Raw genomic sequence first — 18378 nt, forward strand, 5'->3', positions numbered from 1 at the left:
CACGGCCTGGTTGTCAGAACGTGGCCGGTCCATACCCCGGGCCACCTCTGACAACTCGTCGGGCCCCTGAACTCCCGGTCCCTGCCACGGCCTGGTTGTCAGAGCTGAACCGGGCGATACCCCGGGCCACCTCTGACAGCTCGGCGGTGACGGCTCAGACCGCTCTGCGGCGCACGGGAGTCACACCCGCCGGTACCCCGCCGCGCGCCACGCCACGATCCGGTCGACCGCCTCGGCCACGACCTCGGGCGCGGCCGCGAACGACAGCCGCACCCACTCGCCCCCGCGCACACCGTCGAAGTCCGTGCCGGGCGTGAGCGCGACCCCCGTGTCGGCGAGCAGCCGCTCGCACCACGTGACCGAGTCGAGCCCCGACGCCGCGACGTTCGCGTACACGTAGAACGCACCGTCGGCAGGGGCGACCGGGTCCCAGCCCAGGTCGTCGAGCCGGTCCAGCACGAGCGCACGCGAGCCCGCGTACCGGGCGACGTTCTCCGCCGCGGCCGCGTACCCCTCGGGCGAGAACGCCGCGACACCCGCGTGCTGGGCGAGCGCGGGCGGGCTGAGCGCGATGTTGCCCGCGAGCGCGTCGACCGCGCCCACGAGGTCCTCGGGCAGCAGCAGCCACCCGAGCCGCCAGCCCGTCATGGCCCAGTACTTCGAGAAGGAGTTGACGACGACCGCACCGTCGTCGAGGTACTGCGCCGCGGTCGCGGTCTCCCCGGCCGGTGAGGCCGGGTCGGCGTAGACGATGCCGTGGTAGATCTCGTCGCTGACGAGACGGACGTCGTGGTCGGTGCACCACGCCGAGAGCGCCGCCAGCTCGGTCGGCGGGATCATGGTCCCCGTCGGGTTGGCCGGGCTCGCGATCACGAGCCCGTCGAGCCCGCCCTCGTAGTAGGCCTCCATGAGCTGGGAGACCGTGGGCTGGTAGCGGGTCTCGGGGCCGCAGTCGAGCTCGACGACCTCGCACCCCAGGGCCGCGAGGATGTTCCGGTAGGCGGGGTACCCGGGCCGGGCGAGCGCGACGCGGTCCCCGGCGTCGAACGCCGCGAGGAACGCGAGCATGAAACCGCCCGACGACCCGGTCGTCACCGCGACCCGCGCCGGGTCGACGACCACGCCGTACGTCCGCTCGTAGTGGTCGGCGATGGCCTGGCGCAGCGCGGGCACGCCCATGGCCTCGGTGTAGCCCAGGTCTCCCGACTCGAGGAGGTCGATCGCGCGGCGTCGCACCACGTCCGAGGCCCCCGTCGCGGGCTCCCCGGCGCACAGGTTGAGGACGGACTCGCCCGCGTCGCGGCGCGCGTTGGCCGCGGCGAGCACCTCCATGACGGCGAACGGTGGGACGTGCGACCTGCGCGAGACCTTCATGAGGCCATCATGCCCGGGATCACGCGCCTGACGACGCCTCCCGCGGTGTGCAGGTCCCGTGACGAGACGTGTCCCGGGAGGAACCTCGGCCCGGAGTTCCGTAACCTGGCACGGGTCCCCGTCCGTCGCGCGGCGGGTGACACGGCCGCACGAGACGAGCGAGAGGCGATCAGTGCCCGATCAGACGATGCAAGGCGGTGTCCGTATCGACGACTCCGGTCCTCGGTGGACCATGTGGGGAGAGGTCGACGCCGCGGTCCAGGACCGCTCCGAGGGCGACCTCGCCCGCTCGGTCCAGCGCGCGGAGGGTCCCGTCACGATCGACCTGACCGAGGTCACCTTCATGGACTCGGGGGGTCTGCGCCTGCTGTACCTCTCGGTGCTCGGAGGTGGCGAACCTCCCGTCCTGGTCGGCGTACCGGATCGCATCCGGGACCTGCTGGAGATCAGCGGCGTCATCTCGCAGTTCACTCTCGTCGACTGACCGTCCCGACGCCACGGGCCACCACCCCCGGCCACGGCGTCGCACCCGCACACCACGCACGAACGCACGCACGCTGTGAACCCACGGAGGAACGCCCATGGACATCACGATCCCCTCGTCCCGTCCGCCCGAGACCTTCCACGTGGTCCGCGTCTGGCAGCTCGACTCGCTCGACGAGCTCTCGATCCTGCGCACGTCGCTGCACCAGGAGCTGACAGGGCGTCCGCTGGCCCCCGACGGTGCGATGGCCGAGGTCTCGGAGAAGATCGTCCTGGTCGCGAGCGAGCTCGCCACGAACGCGCTGCGCCACGGACGTCCGCCGACGACCGTCCAGCTCCTCACCGACGGCGAGGAGTACATCGTCGACGTGATCGACCAGGACACGAGCCGGGCCCCCGTGGTGGCCGCCCCGCGGCTCCCGGGCGACGGCGGGTTCGGGCTCGTCCTGGCGCAGCGGCTCGCGCTCGACGTGGGCTGGTTCGTCGCCGAGGGCAAGCACGTCTGGGCGCGCCTCGGCGCAGCACGGGACGCCGCGTCGCCGGCCGTGCCGGCCGGGGCGGCGCCCTGACCGGCGGAGCGACCGTGCCCTCGGGGGCACGGTCGGCGCAGCCGGCACGCTAGGCGCAGCCGGCGCGCGAGGCGTGCGTCAGCCGCGCGCGTCCCGGGCCCGACGGCGAAGCACCAGCAGGGTCGCGTCGTCCTCGGACTCGGGGTCCCGGGTCGAGCGCAGCACCGCGTCGACGTCGCCCACGTGCTCGGCGAACGTCCCCGCGAGCCGCCGCAGCCCGGCCTTGAGGGACTCGTCGCGACGTTCGAAGAGCCCGTCGCTGTAGAGCACGAGCGCACCTCCGGGTCCGATCGTGGTGGTCCCGGCGACGACGCCCTGGCTCGGCAGCCCGAGCGGCGGGCTGCCCAGCAGCCTCCCCCAGACGACGCCCTCGCCCGGGACCAGGAAGAAGGGCGGCGGGTGCCCGGCCGTGACGTACTCGACCGTGCCGGTCTCGAGGTCCACGACCGCGACCACGAGCGTCGCGATCTGCCCGGGCATGGTCCACTGCACCGTCTCGGCGAGCTGCTCGACGGCCCCTTGCGCGGTCCCTGCGCGCACGAGCGCTGCGCGCAGCGTGTTGCGGATCTGCCCCATCGAGGCGGCGGCCTGGAGCCCGTGGCCCGTGACGTCGCCGACGACGAGCGCGAGCGCCCCCGAGGGCAGCAGCAACGCGTCGTACCAGTCCCCGCCGACGAACCCGCCGCCGGCCGGCTCGTAGCGCGCGGTCACGTCCCAGCCCGGCACGTCGGGCAGCGTCGCGGGGAGCAGGCTGCGCTGGAGCGCCTCCGCGGCCCGCACGTCCCGTCGTCCACGGAGGTAGAGCGCCTCGACCAGGTGGCTGCGCAGGGCGCCCGCGCTCTCGACCGCGTCCTCGGCCCACGGTTCGCTGTGACCGCTGACGACCTCGCGCCACCGGTCGAACGACCTGCGGGGGCTGAGCCGGACCGTGTCGCCCTCGCTCAGCGCGATGGCCTTGTTGTGGGGGTCGCCGCCCCAGTCGACGCTGCGCAGCACCTCGTCCCGGAGCCAGACCACGGCCTGCCCGTCGCTCAGGAGCACGCCCAGGACGCCCGCGACGTCGGGCAGCAGGTCGGCGATCTCGGGGGCCGCGACGCGCAGCGAGTCGACTGCCACCACCTCGTCGGCGGTCTCGGCGAGCCGGCCCGTGAGCCACCCGACGAGCAGCGCGACGCCCTCCTCGTCGGGAACCCGTCCGAGCGACGCCGAACGCCCCTCGGCGAGCACGACGACGCCGTCGGCGTCCACGAGGTCGAGGAGACGCCCGTCGGCCGTCATGGCCTCGACGAGCGAGGTGTCCTCGTCGCGGCTGTCGGCGACGAGCCCGGCGAGCAACCGTGACGAGGCCCGCGACGCGACGAGCCGGTCCTCCTCGCTCTGCGCCACGAGCAGCACCGAGAGCGCCGACCCCAGGAACTCCGCCGCGGCACGCACGGCGTACGACGGATGGTGCGGGCCGGAGTAGTGGTGGCACGCGATGAGGCCCCACAGCCTCCCGTCGCGCAGCAGCGAGATCGACATCGAGGCGCCCACGCCCATGTTCCGCAGGTACTCGAGATGGATGGGCGAGACGCTGCGCAGGGTCGAGTACGTGAGGTCGAGCGGCTCGCCCGTCGTCGGGAGGTCCGTGGGGACGACGTCGCTCGGGACGTAGTCCACGTCGTCGATCAGCCGGATCCAGTTCTTCTCGTACAGCGCCCGGGCCTGGCGGGGGATGTCGGTCGCGGGGTAGTGCAGCCCGTAGAACGAGTTGAGGTCCTCGCGCTTGGCCTCGGCGACGACCTCGCCGTTGTGGTCGGCGTCGAACCGGTAGATCATCACGCGGTCGAAGCCCGTCAGGCGGCGCACGTGCTCGGCCGCCGTCGTGAAGAGCGCGTCGAGCGTCGACGCCCGGTCGAGGTCCGCGAGCGCCGTGCGCACGGCCTGGTAGGTGTTGGGGAAGCTCAGTGGCCGCACGACGGCCTGCTCGAGCTCGATCACGACGACAGGCTCGGCGCCGTCCGGGAGCGGCGGGCGGTGCAGGATCGCGTCGGTCTCGACCGTGCGCCCGTGCCCCGTGCGGATCTCGACCGGGTTGTGGGGGGCCAGGTCCTGGTGCCGCGCGGCATGGTCGAGCAGCCTGGTGCCGTCCTGGGGGCCGAGGACCTCGCCCAGCCCGGCACCGATCACGTCCAGCGGCGCGAGCCCGACGACGTCGCTCACGTTCGTGGAGCACTGCACCACCCGGCCGTCGCTCTCGCGGACCACCAGCAGGACACCGCGCGGTTGGATCCGGCCCGGGATGTGGATGGGTTCCCGGGCGCAGTTCTCGAGGTCGATCGCCTCGGCCGGTCCGAGCAGTCCTTCGTCAGTGCTCTGTGTCATTGCAGCTCCACCTCCCGCAGATGCGGGCCGTTCACGGCAGCACGCTGCCGGGCCTGTCCCGGCGGCTTCATCACCGGGCACGAGCACACCGCCTGTCCGAGCGCGGCGGCCCAGCGTACAACCTCGATCGCACGGGGCGCCCCCGTGCCGGTCTCGTCGGGTGCCAGTCTCCGTGGTCGAGCCTCTTCTCCGCGAGCGGGAGGACCAGGAAGGATGGGACCAGCACGCTCGCGAGACGGCCGCAGGGAGGCACCCATGAGCGAGGACGACCCGGTGCGCCGGGCAGCGCAGTACCGCGTCGACCGCGAGGCGGCGCGCGAGGCGGCGGAGGTCACCCAGGAGGACGGTTCCGAGGACGAGGCGACGGAGCCCCCGCGGACCGCGGGACCCCGACTGCCGCTCGAGAACCGCGGCCAGTGGGTCGACGAGCTCGTGCGCCAGGCCATGGCCCGCGGCGAGTTCGACGACCTGCCGCTCGCGGGCAAGCCCATCCCCGGGCTGGGTTCGCACCACGACCCCGACTGGTGGCTCAAGAACCTCGTCGAGCGCGAGCAGATCACGGGCGTCCTGCCGCCGGCCCAGCTCCGGGCCGACGACGCCCGCCTGCGCGACCAGCTCGACCGCCAGTTCTCCGAGGACTCGGTGCGCGAGGTCGTCCAGGAGTTCAACGCCCGCGTCGTCGACGCACGACGCCAGCTCCTGGGCGGGCCTCCGGTGGTCACTCCGCTGCGCGACGTCGAGGAGGAGGTGGAGCTGTGGCGCGAGCGTCGCGCGCCCGGCGTCGCACCCGGCCCGACGGCGTCCCGCACCACCAGGGACCGCTCGCCCCGCGCGAGCCGCCCCCAGGGCGCGACGGGGACCCGACGGTGGTGGCGCCGTCGGGCACGGCGGGACGACGACGGGGCCTGACTCACCCCTCCCACCGCGCGCCCCCGCACCCCGGCTCCTACCCTCGGGACATGCCCGAACCCACCGCCCGACCCGCCGAGACCCCGAGGTGGCAGCCGGACGTGCTCGACGGGTTCGAGCAGCTGACCCTGCCCCTCACGCCCGACGACGAGGGCGAGGTGGTCGCGACGCTCGTGCGACGCCGTCGGGCGGGCGGCGGCTCCGCGGCCGACGCCCGGGAGTCCCGCGACCCGCTGGTCGCCGACCGCGGGATCGACGTCCTGTACGTGCACGGGTGGTCCGACTACTTCTTCCAGACCGAGCTCGCGGACTTCTGGGAGGCGCGCGGCGCACGCTTCTTCGCGCTCGACCTGCGCAAGTACGGGCGGAGCCTCCGCCCGGGGCAGACCCCCGGCTTCGTGACCGACCTCGCGACGTACGACGAGGACATCGAGGCCGCGCTCACCACCATGGGCCACGGCATCCTGACCGCGGACCGCCCCAAGCACGAGCGCAGCCTGGTCCTCATGGCGCACTCGACGGGAGGCCTGACCATGAGCCTGTGGACCGCGCGCCACCAGGACCGCGTCGCCGCGCTCGTGCTCAACAGCCCGTGGCTCGAGTTCCAGGCCCGGGGGATCGGGCGCAAGGTCCTCGCGCCCGCGCTCGAGCTCCAGGCGCGCCTCGACCCGCGAGCGCCGCTGCCCCAGGTCGACCTCGGCTTCTACACGCGCTCGGTGTCCCGCACGCTCGACGGCGAGTGGGACTACGACCTCGCGTGGCGCCCCGTGCGCGGCTTCCCGACGCACCCGGCCTGGCTGACCGCGATCCTGCGCGGGCAGGGGACGGTCGAGCGCGGCCTCGGGATCACGGTCCCCGTGCTCGTGCTGCTCTCGGCGCGCAGCACCCTGCTGCCCACGTGGTCGCCCGAGATGATGCGCAGCGACACCGCGCTCGACGTCGTCGGGATCGCGCGCCGCTCGACCGACCTGGGCAGCCAGGTCACGCTCGTGCGGATCGACGGGGCGCTGCACGACGTCGTCCTCTCGGCCCCGCCGGTGCGGGCCGTGGCGTACGACGACATCGCGACGTGGGTGCGGGGCTACGTGCCCGAGCGTCCCCCCACGCCCGAGGAGGACCCGACGCCGGACGGCCGGACGGGCGGGTGGGTCGGACGCACCGCCAGGGCGGTGCGCGACGCCGTGCGCGGGTGGTTCGGCAGGTCGGGCGCGCGCGCTCAGGCCTGACGCCTGGCCAGCTCCTGACGCACGTGCTCGACGATCCCGTCGGCCGCGGCCTCGACCTGCGCCAGGCAGTCCTCGAAGTCCTGCATGCCGCCGTACCAGGGGTCGTCGATGTCGAGCAGGTGCTCGTCGCGCTCGACCCGCTCGGGCGGGACGACGGTCGCCGCCGGGTCGAACGACCGGTACATGCGCACGTTCCCGTCGCCGTGCAGGCGCCGCAGCGCACGGGCGTGCTGCGACGTCATGGGGAGCACGAGGTCGCGCGAGACCACGTCGCTCGGGCGGACCTGCCGGGCGTGGTGCCCCTCGCCCGTGTCGTACCCGTGCTCGGCCAGGACGCGCCGCGCGCGACTGTCCACGGGGTTGCCGTGCTCCTCCGAGCTGATGCCCGTCGAGTCCACCACGACCCGCCCGCCGAGGCCCGCAGCCTCGAAGCGGTCGCGCAGCACGATCTCGGCCATGGGGGAACGACAGATGTTGCCCGTGCAGACCGTCATCACGCGGTAGGGCCGCTGCGAGGGGTCGGGGGTCGCGGTGCGGGGGGCGTCGTGGGGGGTCGGTGTCGTCACGCCTCCAGTGTGCCGGAGCCGCCGTTCCCGCAGGCCGCGACGGGGCGGACGCGGACCGCCCCCAGGCGGTTCCCCTCCGCCCGGCCTACCGTGGACGCATGACCATCAGGACCGACTCGGGGCTCGTCGCCGTGACCGGGGCGAGCGGACGGCTGGGCTCCAAGCTCGCGCTGCGGCTGGCCGCCGAGGGCGCGCGGCAGCGCCTCGTCGTGCGCGACACGACGCGCGCACCCCGCCTGCTCGACGGCGAGCCGCTGCCCGAGTCCGAGGTCGCCGTCGCGGCCGGCTACAACGACACCCCGAACATGGTCCGTGCCTTCCAGGGCGCGAGCTCGGTCTTCCTGGTCTCGGCCCGTGAGGCCCCGAACCGGGTCGAGGAGCACCGGGCAGCCGTCGACGCGGCCGTGGCCGCCGGGGTCGAGCGCATCGTCTACGTGTCGTTCCTCGGCGCGGCCCCGGAGGCCACGTTCACGTTCGCGCGCGACCACTGGCACACCGAGGAGTACATCAAGGGCACGGGCCTCAAGCACACGTTCCTGCGCGACAACCTGTACCACCAGGGTCTGGTGCACATGGTCGGGGACGACGGCGTGATCCGCGGCCCCGGGGGCGACGGGCGCCTGTCCTCGGTCTCGCACGACGACATCGCCGACGTCGCGACCGCGATCCTCCTCGACGAGCGCCCCGCGCAGCACGACGGCAAGGCCTACGACCTCACGGGTCCCGAGGCGCTGACGCTCACCGAGGTCGCCGCGCTGCTGTCCCAGGTCACGGGCCGGAGCATCACCTACCACCCGGAGACCGTCGAGGAGGCGTACGCGTCCCGGGCCGTCTACGCCGCGCCGCCGTTCGCGGTCGACGGCTGGGTCTCGTCCTACACCGCGATCGCCGCGGGCGACCTGGCCGTGGTGAGCGACGTCGTCGAGCGCTTCGCCGGGCGGCCCGCCCAGTCCCTCGCGTCGTGGCTCGACGACTACCCCGAGGAGTGGGACCACCTCCTCCCGGCCTGACCCCACCCCCCAGGGGGGCACCGCATCGCCCCCTACTCGAAGGAGCGTCCATGAGCGCGCAGTCGGACGAGTCGGGCACGGCGCCCGCCGCACCGGGAGGGTCGCCGACCACGGCGGCGAAGAGCGACCACCGCTGGGCGGGGCTGTTCGTCCTGGCGACCGCGCTGTCGATGATCGTGCTCGACGGGACGATCGTCGGCGTCGCGCTCCCGACGATCATCGAGGACCTGCACCTCGACCTCAACGACGCGCAGTGGGTCAACGCGTCCTACTCGGTCGTGTTCGCGGCGCTGCTGCTGACCGCGGGCCGCCTGGGCGACCGGCTCGGGCGACGCAACCTGCTCCTCGTGGGCGTCGTGGTCTTCCTCGGCGGCAGCATCCTGGCCTCCCAGGCCGACGACGCCGGGACCCTCATCGTCGCGCGCCTGATCCAGGGGGTCGGCGGCGCGTTCGTCCTCCCCGCGACCCTGTCGACCGTCAACGCGACGTTCCGCGGCAAGGACCGGGCGGTCGCGTTCGGCATCTGGGGTGCGGTGATCTCGGGCATGGCCGCGGTCGGGCCGCTCCTCGGTGGTTGGCTCACGACGTCGTTCACGTGGCCGTGGATCTTCCTCGTCAACATCCCGATCGGGATCGCGGTCATCATCGGGGCGATCCTCGTGGTCCCCGAGACCCGGGCGCACATCACGGTGCCGGGGCTCGACGTCGTCGGCCTGCTGACGAGCGCGCTCGGGTTCGGCGCGGTCGTGTTCGCGCTCATCGAGGGGCAGTCCCTCGGCTGGTGGACGCCCAAGGCGGAGCTCAAGCTCTTCGGGGCGGTCTGGGGGACCGACGCCCCCGTCTCGCCCGTGCCCGTGATCGGGGCGATCGGCGTGCTCTTCCTCGTCCTGTTCGCGTTCTGGGAGCGGCACCGCGCGCGGATCGCGCGCTCGGCCCTGCTCGACCTCACGCTCTTCCGCGTCGCGACGTTCCGCTGGGGCAACCTCACCGCGATGCTCGTCGCGATCGGCGAGTTCGGCCTGATCTTCGTGCTGCCGCTCTACCTCGTGAACATCCTGGGACTGACGAGCCTGGGCGCGGGCGTGGTCCTCGCGACCATGGCTGCCGGGGCGTTCGTGTCGGGGGCCATGGCGCGGCACCTCGCGGCCGCGATCGGGTCGCCGCGCACGATCGTCCTGGGCCTCGTGCTCGAGGTCGTCGGGGTGCTCGCGGTCGCGCTCGTCGTGACGCCGACCGTGTCGTCGTGGCTCATCGCGGCCCTGCTCGTGATCTACGGCCTGGGCCTGGGGCTCGCGTCCGCGCAGCTCACGGGCACGACGCTCGTCGACGTCCCCGAGGAGGAGTCCGGCCAGGCGTCCGCGACGCAGTCCACGGCGCGCCAGCTCGGCTCGGCGCTGGGCACGGCGTTCATCGGTGCCGCGCTCGCGATCGGCCTCTCGACCGCGGTCCCGCCCGCGCTCGAGAAGGTCGACGGCGTCCCGCCGACGGTCGCGACGCAGGTCGCGGACGCGACCCAGCAGTCCGCGGGCGGGACCATCCCGCAGCTGCGCGCCGAGGGCACCACGAGCCAGTTCGGCGAGAAGACGCCCGAGGTCGTCGACGCGCTGTCCGACGGTTTCAGCGACGGCACCCGCATCTCGCTGTACGTCGCGGGGGGCTTCCTGCTCCTGGGTCTGCTGTGCTCGTTGCGGGTCGTCGCGGCCTCCCGGCGCGAGGGCGTCGACCAGGGTGGACCGAGGCCGGGCACGTCCGCGGCGCCGGCTCCCGAGCCCGACGCGACGGCCCGCTGAGCCGTGGGAGAAATACCCTTGGCAGCCGTCGTGGGCCAGGCGTAGCGTCGTCGGCACATGGGAAAGGAGGTGGTCCACGAAGTGAAGAATCTTCGGACACATGAGGTGGTTGCACGCTAGTCGTGCCATCGAACGACGGACCTTGCGAGGAACCCGCGGCCGACCGGTGACCGTCAGGTCACCCACGACCAGCGAGAACCGAGCAACCACCGGAGCCCGCGGGTGTCGCGCCCTTGTCCAGCGCGACGGGTGGAGAGATCCATCAGCCCGCGGGCCTCTTCATGCCCAGCGAGCCCGACGGCGGAGCCCGGGTCGAGCGCGTCCGTCGCCGCGGGCGCCGCGCACCTCCACCGCCGGCGCGGCGCGCCGTCGCCCCCGGCTCAGAACGGCTTGCGCGCCACCACGAGGAAGCGGGGAGCCTCGTCGACGAACTCGTTGCCCGCCGCGAAGTGCATGTGCAGCGCCCTCAGCGGCGCCTCGAACCTCGCGACCGCCTCGGGGGACAGGCTCGCGATCTCCGGGACCTGCCACGCGATGACCTTGAGGTACCAGAGCAGCGAGCTCAGGTCGTGGAAGTGCCGCGTCCCCACGTGCTCGCGCGCCACGTCGATCACGAACCCGGCCTCGGCCAGCTCGGCCGTCACGCCCTCGATCGTCACGTCGTCCGGGTCCCACGGCAGGTCCGCACCGAGCGCGGTGTTGACCCGGATCCCGTCGCGGCTGTCGACCTGCTGCGTGATGAACACGCCCCCGGGTTCGAGGACGCGCAGCACCTCCGTGGCCTCGAACTCCTCGTGCCGGTCCAGGACGACGGCGAACCGGCCGTCGAGGAACGGGAGCATGAGGCCCTCGCCCTTGCTGCTCCCCACCTGCCGGACGTCCACGCCCAGGGGTTCGAGGCGCCGTCGGGCCACGGGGACGTTCGGGGGCCAGCCCTCCGTCGCGGCCGACCCCTCGGGCAGGGGCGCGAGCGACGAGAACGCCTCCCCGCCGCCCGTGCCCAGGTCCAGGACCGGTCCCCGGCCGCTCCCGACGAGCTCGCGCGCGAGCACCAGGTAGTCCCAGGGCAACGGGTCCTCGACGCAGCGGTCGTCGATCGGCGTCAGGTCGAACCCCTCGACCGGCGTCGCCCGCGCCCACTCGACGTGCGCCTCGAACGACGCTGCGGGGTCGGGGACGGGAAGGGATCCGGCTGCTGACATGCGTCGATTGTCACCCGCTGGCGCGGGCACAGTCGAAACGGCACGCCCGGTAGGGAATCCTCCCTCTCGGATAGCATCGGCGCGGCTGCGGGACCGCAGCACGACCCCGCCCCGCACGAGCCCTCGGAGAGCCCCGCCGATGCCCCACCTCTCGCCGTCGAGCCACCGCGCGACCCGCAAGGTCCGCGACGTCGCCGAACGACACCGTGCCACCCTCGGCGAGCTGCGCCACGTCGAGTCGTGCACCCTGTCGGCACGCGCGATCGGGATCGTGGCCGGGGTCTTCGCCCTCGTCGTCGCCGTCATGGCGTTCAACGGGAGCGTCCTGCAGGTCGCGATCTTCGCGGTGGGCATGGGGATCGTCCTGGCCGTGATCCTGCGGTTCGTCGCGAGCGAGAAGCTCCTCGTGCTCGAGCGAGGGCTCGTGGTCGGCTCGTTCGGTCCGTTCCTGAGCCCGTACGCCGTGCCCTACGCGGACGTCGTGGCGCCGAGCGTGGCCGCGATCGTCGGGACCCAGCGACCCGTGTCGTTGCTCAAGGCCGACCAGGGGGCGTCCGCGACCAACCGCACGGCGCTGTGGTCGCTGCGCTCGGTCACGTTCGTCGGGCCCACGGCCGAGGTCTCGCGCGCCTTCACGCGGACCGGGACCTGGCAGCCGCAGCCCGACCGGCAGGACCTGTGGGTGTTCTCGGTGCGCGACGCCCACCGTCAGGAGGTCCTGGTGCACGAGCTCGCCGCCGCGCTGCGCCTCTCGGGCCAGCCAGGAGCCGACCTCGTCCTGCCGCACGCGCTGCCCTCCCGGCGGTTGCGCGTGAGCGTCACGGACGCCGACCACCTGCACCTGCCCGAGCGCCTGCGCTCCACGAGCCTGCAGGTCCGGGCTGGAGCGCGCTGAGCTCCCTCGCACGGCGGGCCGGACTGCCGGGCAGGCTGGGCGCCCGACGCGCCCGGCCGCTCAGCCGGCTCAGCCCAGGGCCGAGGCGACCTCTGCCAGCAGGGGGGAGACGGCGCCGTCGGGCCCGCTCGCCGCGTCACGCAGCGCCGCGACCTGCAGGACCATCCACGGGCTGAACGCCCACGGCGTGGCGTCGACCGCGCGCCCCAGCGTGCCGGGCTCGGCCCACGCGAGCTCGGCGACCTCGTCCGGGTTGGCCGTGAGGTCGCTCGCGGCGCGCGCGACGTACACGGGGCAGATCTCGTTCTCGACGACGCCCGACGCGTCCACGGCCCGGTAGCGGAAGCCGGGCACGGCGACCTCGAGCCCCGTGATCTCGAGGCCCAGCTCGTGCGCGGCGTGGCGCACGATCGACTGCTCGGTCGTCTCGGTCCAGCGCGGGTGCCCGCAGAACGAGTTGGTCCACACCCCGGGCCACGTGCGCTTGGACAGCGCCCGGCGGGACACCAGGAGGCGACCGGCGTCGTCGACCACGTAGCAGGAGAACGCGAGGTGCAGCGGCGTCTCGGTGGTGTGGACGGCGCTGCGCGCGAAGGTCCCGGTGCGGGTCCCCTCGTCGTCGACGGTCACGACATGGTCGGCGGCGACGGGCACGTGCACGTCGGTCATGGTTCCTCCAGGGGTCCTGCGGTGCGATCGGGGGGTGTGCACCGGAGCATCCGGCCCACTGTCACACACCGGGGGAGAGGAAGGAAGTCCGTCCGTGGGACGAGCGGCCGGGCGTCTCGGCTGCCCGGCGGGCACGGCGAGCCCGACGACGGAGCGCGGCGCTAGCGTCCGTCCCACCAGGCGAGCACGAGGGTCGCGTCGAGGGTCAGCCACCTCGAGGCCTCACCTGCCGACGCGTCGACCTCGAACCACACCGTGCCCGGGTGCCGCGGCGACTGGAGCCAGGTCCCGTCCGGCTGCCGAGCTGCCCGGATCATCCCGATCGCCTCGGCCATGCGAGGGTCCGGGGGCGTACCGTCGAGCAGCGACGCCTCGCGGAAGTGGACGGCCGCGTTGAGCACGCTGTAGAACGCGCGGTACGGGTAGGTGAAGTACCGCACCCAGGGCGCGACGGGCTCTCCCGTCGACTCGCGGCGGAACAGGCCCCGACGCAGGAGGTACTCCTCGGCCGAGCGCCGTGCCTCGCGCGTCTCGTCGGTACCGCCCGTCGCGGCCTGGTGCGCCAGGAGTCCCTTGACGACGTTGAGGGTCGAGTGGAACGAGGACCGGACCGAGCCCTCGACCCACTCGCAGTTCCAGCCGCCGTCGGCCATGCGCACCGCGAGCATCGCGTCGAGGAGGGGCGCGACGTCGGCACCGAGCCACGCGCCGTTCGCCAGGGTCCACGCGTTGATGCAGCAGTCGACCTCCCCGCCCCAGTAGGGCAGGTCGTCGTACTCCCAGCGGCTGTTCTGCGCCAGGAGCTCGGCGGTCCGGCGGTCGCGCAGGACCGCCGGGTCGAGCCCCCACTCCCGCAGCGCGTTCAACGACCAGGTCGTCGCAGTCCAGGGCTGACCGGCGCCGGACCGGGCTTCGGGGCCGTCCATGTCGAAGTCGGCGGGGAAGAACGCACCACCCGCCCACTGCCCGTCCGGGTCCTGCAGCGAGAGCAGACGAGCACCGAAGCCCTCGGTCGCGACGCGGGACCGTGTCTGCTGCCAGACCTCGACGGGGGCTCGGACGAGGTCGCGCTCGACCCGCCACCGCAGTGCGGGGTCCGCGTCGAGGAGCCAGTCGACCAGAGCGTCGTCGGTCATCCTCCGAGACTACGACGGCGGGCCGGAGGGGGCCGGAGCGGGGCCGCCGCCGGGCCGCTGCCGAGGCGACGGCGACGGCGACGGCGACGGGTCAGACGAACCCGAACACGGGCGGGAAGACCACGACGACGACCGCTGCCCAGACCGCGTAGACCGGCAGGAACTGCGTCTGCCAGCGGCCGAGAGCCGCGAACGGGCGACGTCCCCGCAGGAACCCGGTCAGCAGCAGGGCCGAGCCCACGAGGTGCACGAGCAGCAGCACGTTGAGGCCCAGGGCCACGACCTTGTTGGGGCTGAACCCGAACTCGGCGATGCGGGTCAGCATCGCGGTGAGCGCGACGGCGTCGACCGCGAGCGCCGCGACGACCAGGACGAGCAGCAGCCCGTCGAACAGGTGCGGCGGGCCGAGGGGGTCGCGGGCCGAGACCGAGTAGAGCAGCAGGCACAGGACGAGGACCAGGATCGCGTCCATGAGGATGAGGAGGCCGCGGTCGGTGTCGAGCAGGGAGCCGGCGGTCGCGAGCACGACGAAGAGCACGAGCAGCATGACGACGGTCAGCGGGGTGAAGACGCGCGTGAGGACGGGGGCGATGTTCTCGACGACGTTCTGCTTGGCCTCGACGAGCCAGGCGGCGACGACGAGCGCGCCCGGGACGGCGAACGGCAGGACCCAGCCCTCGAAGAACGGCTCGGGGTCGATCCCCACGAGGTTAAGCGTCCCGAACGTGAGGCCGAGCAGCACGCCGCCGCCCAGGGCGAGGAGCGTGAAGTAGATCGCGAGCTCGCCCGTGAACCGGGCGAAGTCCATGCGACCGCTGTCCGAGCGCCAGCGCCCGCCGACGTATGCGACCCCGACGAGGGCCCACAGGACGACCGGCGCGTGCAGGGCCGCGAGCAGCAGGGTCGAGCCCTCGGGCGCGAAGGGGTAGACGTTGAGGACGACCGCGAGCACCGCGAACGGGATCGCGAGCATGGCACCCACACCCCAGGTGAGGCGGCGCTTCCACGCGAAGTACCCGGCAAGGAAGGGGAAGACGAGCAGGCTGACGTTGCGCAGCAGGACCGTCTCGTCGCTGATGGTCTCCGCGGCGACCTTGACCGCGAGCCCCGCGCCGACGGCGAGCGCGAGCACGACCGCGAGCTCGCGCCACCGCGGTGAGCCGCCACCGGCCGCGGCCGCGTCGGGGACCAGGACGAGCTGCTTCCACAGGCGGTCGGAGTGCTCGCGGGCGAACTCGCGCGAGACCTCGTCGAGGTTGCCCATGCGCTTGACCGCGACGAGGAACGCCTCGTCGTCGTCGAGGCCGGTCGAGGTCAGGTCGGCGACCTGCTCGCGCAGGTGATCCTCCATCTCGTCGACGTCGGCCGTGGAGATCGCCTGGCGGCGCTGGACGTAGCCGCGCCACTGGTCGATCTGCGCCTCGAGCTCGGGGTGCGTGCTCATCAGGCCCACCCCTCGGCGACGGTCCGCGGGGCCTGTGTGTCGCGGGTGTCGCTCCACACCTTCTGGAGCGCGTCGGCGACGACGCTCCACTGCGCCTGCCGCTCGGCGAGGGCCTCGCGCCCGGCGGAGGTGATCGCGTAGTGCTTCCTCCTGCGCCCGACGTCGGACACTCCCCACGACGCCTCGACGTGCCCGAGGCGCTCGAGCCGGTGGAGCAGGGGGTAGAGCATCCCGTCGGTCCACTGCATGCGGCCGTCCGAGATCTCGTTGACGCGCTTGACGATCGCGTAGCCGTACGACTCGCCGTCGGCGAGGATGCCGAGGACGAGCGGTGTGGCCGAGGCCGCGACCAGGTCCTTGTCGATGTGCATGACACTCCTATGCCTAGTGCTGCTAGGTGTTCTAACCTAGCAGGTCTAGGTATGGTCGCCGAGCGGAGCCTCGCTTTGGCAGACTCCCCGGATGAGACCAGGCCGAGCCCGTACCGAGCGGCAGGACCTCGAGGTGAACGCCTGGCACGTCGTCCACGGCATCGCGACCCTCGAGACGACCGCACTCCGGATGCGCCACGCGACCCTCGTCACCCTTCTCCTCGCACTCGGCGTCGTCGTGACCGGGGCGACCTTCGCCGTGCTGGCCGGCCTGGGGATCGACCTGGACGACGTCATGGCCTCGATCAACGGGCGCGGCGCGCCCTGGTGGCTGCTCGCCCCGCTCGCGATCGTGTCGGTGACCGTGGCGCTGGGCGTGGGGTCACGGTCTCGCCCCTACCGGATCAGCATCACCGCACAGCACCTCTCGATCACCGACGGCGGATCGTTCGTGCACGAGCAGCCGCTCGCCACCCTCCGGAGCGTCGTCTACCGGCCCGGACCCGCGAGCGCCACGTTCGTCGTCACGGGCGACGCGGGCACCGTGAGCCTGCTGCCGCGCACGGCGGGCTCGCCGCGACCGACCGTGCTCGCAGACCTGCCGCCCCAGGTCGTGGAGCACCTGCGCAGCGCGGGGCTCGTCCAGCGTCTGCGCGGGAAGCGCGCACGGTGGACCCGTCGGGCGACACCTCGAGCCGACCCCGGGAACGACGAAAGGCCCCGGATCTGAGATCCGGGGCCTTCGTACATCACGTGCGCGAGGGGGGACTTGAACCCCCACGCCCTTTCGGACACTAGCACCTGAAGCTAGCGCGTCTGCCATTCCGCCACTCGCGCGTGCCGCAGAAGATTATCACGAGAGCGGACCCAACCGTGCATCGGTCGGACGGCCGTCCTCGTGCGCTCTTCCACCTGCGCCCCGACCGGGCCAGAGCCCGGTGGTGCACCAGAGAGAACAGTAGCCGCTCCGCAGAGCGCCTCACGCCCGAGTCACCCGATCTCCCCGCGATCTCCCCCTCGATTCCGGGAGATTCCCGGCCCGTCGAGGCCCCGGGTCGTTACGATCTAGGTAGTCTGCCCGGGGACCGTGTACCCCGGTCGTGGGAACGTCGATGAGGGAGGAGGTGGCATGGGAGTCCTGGATCGTTTCGAGAAGGGCGTCGAACGCGTCGTCAACAACGCCTTCAAGGTCGGACGCAGCGAGGTCAAGCCTGTCGAGCTCGCGAGCGCTCTGCGTCGTGAGGTCGACGACCGGGCTGCGGTCGTGGACCGCGACCGGACCGTGGTGCCCAACCAGTTCACCATCGAGCTGTCACCGGACGACTACGCGCAGGTCGACGGCTGGGGGGCCGAGTCGCTCGCCGACGAGCTCGCGGCCAATGTCACCGAGCACGCGGCGTCGCAGCACTACGCGTTCGTCGGCCCGGTCAGCGTGTCCTTCGAGCAGAACGACTCGCTCGACACGGGCCGCTTCCAGCTGCGCTCCGCGAGCGTGCGCGGGAACGTCGCGCCGGCGACGGCGTCGGCCCCGAGCGCACGCCACCCCCTGGTGGACATCGACGGCCAGCGCTACCTGCTGACCGGTCCCGTGACCGTGATCGGCCGCGGCTCCGAGGCGGACATCGTCGTCGACGACCCCGGGGTCTCACGCCGTCACCTCGAGATCCGGGTGACGCAGGACGGGGTCATCGCGACGGACCTCGGTTCCACGAACGGACTCTTCGTCGAGGGCCACCAGGTCCCGGCCGCTACCCTGCTCGACGGGAACAGCCTGACCATCGGGCGGACCCGCATCATGTTCTGGACGGGTGCGCCCGAGAACGAGGAATGGTGATCCACCCCGCATGACCGAGCTGACGTTCACCCTGCTGCGGCTGGGCTACCTGGTCCTGCTGTGGGTGTTCGTGTTCGCCGCGATCGGCGTGCTGCGACGCGACCTGTACGGCACCAAGATCACGGCACGCAAGGGCAAGACGCGCGAGGACGGCCACCGTCCCGCGCCCACCGCCGGGCGCGGTGCGGCGGCGTCGGCCCCCTCGGCCCCGTCCCCTGCTGCTCCCGCGTCCCCGGCCCCGACCGGGCCCTCCCGGCTCGTCGTGACCGCGGGTCCGCTGCGCGGGACCACGGTCCCGCTCTCCGCGTCCTCGATCCTGCTGGGCCGCGCCCCGAGCTGCACCCTTGTCCTCGACGACGACTACTCGTCGTCCCGGCACGCCCGGATCTTCCCCCAGGGTGGCACCTGGTACGTGGAGGACCTCGGCTCGACGAACGGCACCTACATCAACGAGCAGCGCATCACCGGGATCCAGCCCCTCGCCCCAGGAGTGAGCGTGCGGGTGGGGCAGAGCATCGTCGAGCTGCAGCGGTAGC

The 18378-nt window shown here is 73.0% G+C and carries 18 protein-coding genes and 1 tRNA gene; 10 read left to right on the forward strand and 9 right to left on the reverse strand.

What is annotated here, in order from left to right; all coding sequences use genetic code 11:
- Positions 1-180: 180 nt before the first annotated feature.
- On the reverse strand, positions 181-1374 hold the full coding sequence (locus ASE27_RS06925; RefSeq protein WP_056648033.1) for an aminotransferase class I/II-fold pyridoxal phosphate-dependent enzyme: 1194 nt from the start codon (positions 1372-1374) through the stop codon (positions 181-183).
- A 172-nt stretch (positions 1375-1546) separates the two neighbouring features.
- Between ASE27_RS06925 and ASE27_RS06930 the strand changes: the two genes are divergently transcribed.
- Together ASE27_RS06930 and ASE27_RS06935 are read left to right on the forward strand one after the other, a co-directional pair.
- The gene (locus ASE27_RS06930; protein ID WP_231907579.1) at positions 1547-1858 is read left to right on the forward strand and encodes an STAS domain-containing protein; all 312 of its coding nucleotides are present in this window, start codon (positions 1547-1549) and stop codon (positions 1856-1858) included.
- Between the two features lie 97 nt (positions 1859-1955).
- Positions 1956-2426: an ATP-binding protein gene (locus ASE27_RS06935; RefSeq protein ID WP_157257430.1), complete on the forward strand. Its 471-nt coding sequence runs from the start codon at positions 1956-1958 to the stop codon at positions 2424-2426.
- A gap of 78 nt (positions 2427-2504) precedes the next feature.
- Here the strand turns inward: ASE27_RS06935 and ASE27_RS06940 are convergent, their stop codons facing one another.
- Positions 2505-4790 (reverse strand): SpoIIE family protein phosphatase, encoded by a 2286-nt coding sequence (locus ASE27_RS06940; RefSeq protein ID WP_056648037.1) that lies wholly within the window; start codon positions 4788-4790, stop codon positions 2505-2507.
- A gap of 255 nt (positions 4791-5045) precedes the next feature.
- Between ASE27_RS06940 and ASE27_RS06945 the strand changes: the two genes are divergently transcribed.
- Positions 5046-5699: a DUF1992 domain-containing protein gene (locus ASE27_RS06945; RefSeq protein WP_056648040.1), complete on the forward strand. Its 654-nt coding sequence runs from the start codon at positions 5046-5048 to the stop codon at positions 5697-5699.
- Positions 5700-5749: 50 nt separating this feature from the next.
- Entirely contained in the window at positions 5750-6925 is a 1176-nt protein-coding gene (locus tag ASE27_RS06950) for an alpha/beta hydrolase (RefSeq protein ID WP_082608656.1), read from the forward strand.
- On the opposite strand, the gene ASE27_RS06955 is transcribed toward ASE27_RS06950, so the two are convergent.
- Positions 6916-7419, reverse strand: a complete 504-nt coding sequence (locus ASE27_RS06955) for a low molecular weight protein-tyrosine-phosphatase (RefSeq protein ID WP_056648128.1) — start codon at positions 7417-7419, stop codon at positions 6916-6918. The genes ASE27_RS06950 and ASE27_RS06955 overlap by 10 nt on opposite strands.
- A 170-nt stretch (positions 7420-7589) precedes the next feature.
- On the opposite strand from ASE27_RS06955, the gene ASE27_RS06960 reads away from it, so the two are divergent.
- Positions 7590-8501 carry an SDR family oxidoreductase gene (locus tag ASE27_RS06960; RefSeq protein WP_056648042.1) on the forward strand — a complete coding sequence of 304 codons (912 nt, stop codon included), beginning with the start codon at positions 7590-7592 and terminating at the stop codon, positions 8499-8501.
- A 50-nt stretch (positions 8502-8551) separates the two neighbouring features.
- The gene (locus ASE27_RS06965) at positions 8552-10291 is read left to right on the forward strand and encodes a DHA2 family efflux MFS transporter permease subunit (RefSeq protein ID WP_082608657.1); all 1740 of its coding nucleotides are present in this window, start codon (positions 8552-8554) and stop codon (positions 10289-10291) included.
- Between the two features lie 380 nt (positions 10292-10671).
- Here the strand turns inward: ASE27_RS06965 and ASE27_RS06970 are convergent, their stop codons facing one another.
- The gene (locus ASE27_RS06970; RefSeq protein ID WP_056648045.1) at positions 10672-11493 is read right to left on the reverse strand and encodes a methyltransferase domain-containing protein; all 822 of its coding nucleotides are present in this window, start codon (positions 11491-11493) and stop codon (positions 10672-10674) included.
- A gap of 139 nt (positions 11494-11632) precedes the next feature.
- On the opposite strand from ASE27_RS06970, the gene ASE27_RS06975 reads away from it, so the two are divergent.
- Positions 11633-12388, forward strand: coding sequence for a hypothetical protein (locus ASE27_RS06975; protein ID WP_056648048.1), 756 nt, complete (start codon positions 11633-11635; stop codon positions 12386-12388).
- Positions 12389-12457: 69 nt separating this feature from the next.
- Here ASE27_RS06975 and idi read toward each other — a convergent pair whose 3' ends face one another.
- From idi to ASE27_RS06995, 4 genes are all read right to left on the reverse strand, one after another.
- Positions 12458-13057 carry an isopentenyl-diphosphate Delta-isomerase gene (gene idi, locus ASE27_RS06980; protein WP_068626673.1) on the reverse strand — a complete coding sequence of 200 codons (600 nt, stop codon included), beginning with the start codon at positions 13055-13057 and terminating at the stop codon, positions 12458-12460.
- A 161-nt stretch (positions 13058-13218) separates the two neighbouring features.
- Positions 13219-14193 carry a hypothetical protein gene (locus ASE27_RS06985; protein ID WP_056648050.1) on the reverse strand — a complete coding sequence of 325 codons (975 nt, stop codon included), beginning with the start codon at positions 14191-14193 and terminating at the stop codon, positions 13219-13221.
- 91 nt (positions 14194-14284) lie between these two features.
- Positions 14285-15637 (reverse strand): permease prefix domain 1-containing protein, encoded by a 1353-nt coding sequence (locus tag ASE27_RS06990; protein WP_056648134.1) that lies wholly within the window; start codon positions 15635-15637, stop codon positions 14285-14287.
- On the reverse strand, positions 15637-16008 hold the full coding sequence (locus ASE27_RS06995; RefSeq protein WP_056648052.1) for a PadR family transcriptional regulator: 372 nt from the start codon (positions 16006-16008) through the stop codon (positions 15637-15639). Before ASE27_RS06995 ends, ASE27_RS06990 begins: the two co-directional genes overlap by 1 nt.
- Positions 16009-16099: 91 nt before the next feature.
- Here ASE27_RS06995 and ASE27_RS07000 point away from each other — a divergent pair, with 91 nt between their 5' ends.
- Positions 16100-16738: a hypothetical protein gene (locus ASE27_RS07000; protein ID WP_157257432.1), complete on the forward strand. Its 639-nt coding sequence runs from the start codon at positions 16100-16102 to the stop codon at positions 16736-16738.
- Between the two features lie 24 nt (positions 16739-16762).
- Here the strand turns inward: ASE27_RS07000 and ASE27_RS07005 are convergent.
- Positions 16763-16845, reverse strand: a tRNA-Leu gene (locus ASE27_RS07005).
- Between the two features lie 292 nt (positions 16846-17137).
- Here ASE27_RS07005 and ASE27_RS07010 point away from each other — a divergent pair.
- Positions 17138-17842, forward strand: a complete 705-nt coding sequence (locus tag ASE27_RS07010; protein WP_056648059.1) for a DUF3662 and FHA domain-containing protein — start codon at positions 17138-17140, stop codon at positions 17840-17842.
- 10 nt (positions 17843-17852) lie between these two features.
- The gene (locus ASE27_RS07015) at positions 17853-18377 is read left to right on the forward strand and encodes an FHA domain-containing protein (protein ID WP_056648060.1); all 525 of its coding nucleotides are present in this window, start codon (positions 17853-17855) and stop codon (positions 18375-18377) included.
- The last annotated feature ends 1 nt before the right edge of the window (position 18378 follow it).

Source organism: Oerskovia sp. Root918, assembly GCF_001428945.1.
GTDB lineage: Bacteria > Actinomycetota > Actinomycetes > Actinomycetales > Cellulomonadaceae > Oerskovia > Oerskovia enterophila.

Bases quoted from the DNA above. Each gene is read 5' to 3' on its own strand.
- ASE27_RS06940 (WP_056648037.1), bottom strand. From the start codon at position 4,790: ATGACACAGAGCACTGACGAAGGACTGCTCGGACCGGCCGAGGCGATC.
- ASE27_RS06970 (WP_056648045.1), bottom strand. From the start codon at position 11,493: ATGTCAGCAGCCGGATCCCTTCCCGTCCCCGACCCCGCAGCGTCGTTC.
- ASE27_RS06965 (WP_082608657.1), top strand. From the start codon at position 8,552: ATGAGCGCGCAGTCGGACGAGTCGGGCACGGCGCCCGCCGCACCGGGA.
- ASE27_RS06955 (WP_056648128.1), bottom strand. From the start codon at position 7,419: ATGACGGTCTGCACGGGCAACATCTGTCGTTCCCCCATGGCCGAGATC.
- ASE27_RS06975 (WP_056648048.1), top strand. From the start codon at position 11,633: ATGCCCCACCTCTCGCCGTCGAGCCACCGCGCGACCCGCAAGGTCCGC.
- ASE27_RS07010 (WP_056648059.1), top strand. From the start codon at position 17,138: ATGGGAGTCCTGGATCGTTTCGAGAAGGGCGTCGAACGCGTCGTCAAC.
- ASE27_RS06935 (WP_157257430.1), top strand. From the start codon at position 1,956: ATGGACATCACGATCCCCTCGTCCCGTCCGCCCGAGACCTTCCACGTG.
- ASE27_RS07015 (WP_056648060.1), top strand. From the start codon at position 17,853: ATGACCGAGCTGACGTTCACCCTGCTGCGGCTGGGCTACCTGGTCCTG.
- ASE27_RS07000 (WP_157257432.1), top strand. From the start codon at position 16,100: ATGAGACCAGGCCGAGCCCGTACCGAGCGGCAGGACCTCGAGGTGAAC.
- ASE27_RS06985 (WP_056648050.1), bottom strand. From the start codon at position 14,193: ATGACCGACGACGCTCTGGTCGACTGGCTCCTCGACGCGGACCCCGCA.
- ASE27_RS06945 (WP_056648040.1), top strand. From the start codon at position 5,046: ATGAGCGAGGACGACCCGGTGCGCCGGGCAGCGCAGTACCGCGTCGAC.
- ASE27_RS06960 (WP_056648042.1), top strand. From the start codon at position 7,590: ATGACCATCAGGACCGACTCGGGGCTCGTCGCCGTGACCGGGGCGAGC.
- ASE27_RS06925 (WP_056648033.1), bottom strand. From the start codon at position 1,374: ATGAAGGTCTCGCGCAGGTCGCACGTCCCACCGTTCGCCGTCATGGAG.
- ASE27_RS06990 (WP_056648134.1), bottom strand. From the start codon at position 15,637: ATGAGCACGCACCCCGAGCTCGAGGCGCAGATCGACCAGTGGCGCGGC.
- idi (WP_068626673.1), bottom strand. From the start codon at position 13,057: ATGACCGACGTGCACGTGCCCGTCGCCGCCGACCATGTCGTGACCGTC.
- ASE27_RS06950 (WP_082608656.1), top strand. From the start codon at position 5,750: ATGCCCGAACCCACCGCCCGACCCGCCGAGACCCCGAGGTGGCAGCCG.
- ASE27_RS06995 (WP_056648052.1), bottom strand. From the start codon at position 16,008: ATGCACATCGACAAGGACCTGGTCGCGGCCTCGGCCACACCGCTCGTC.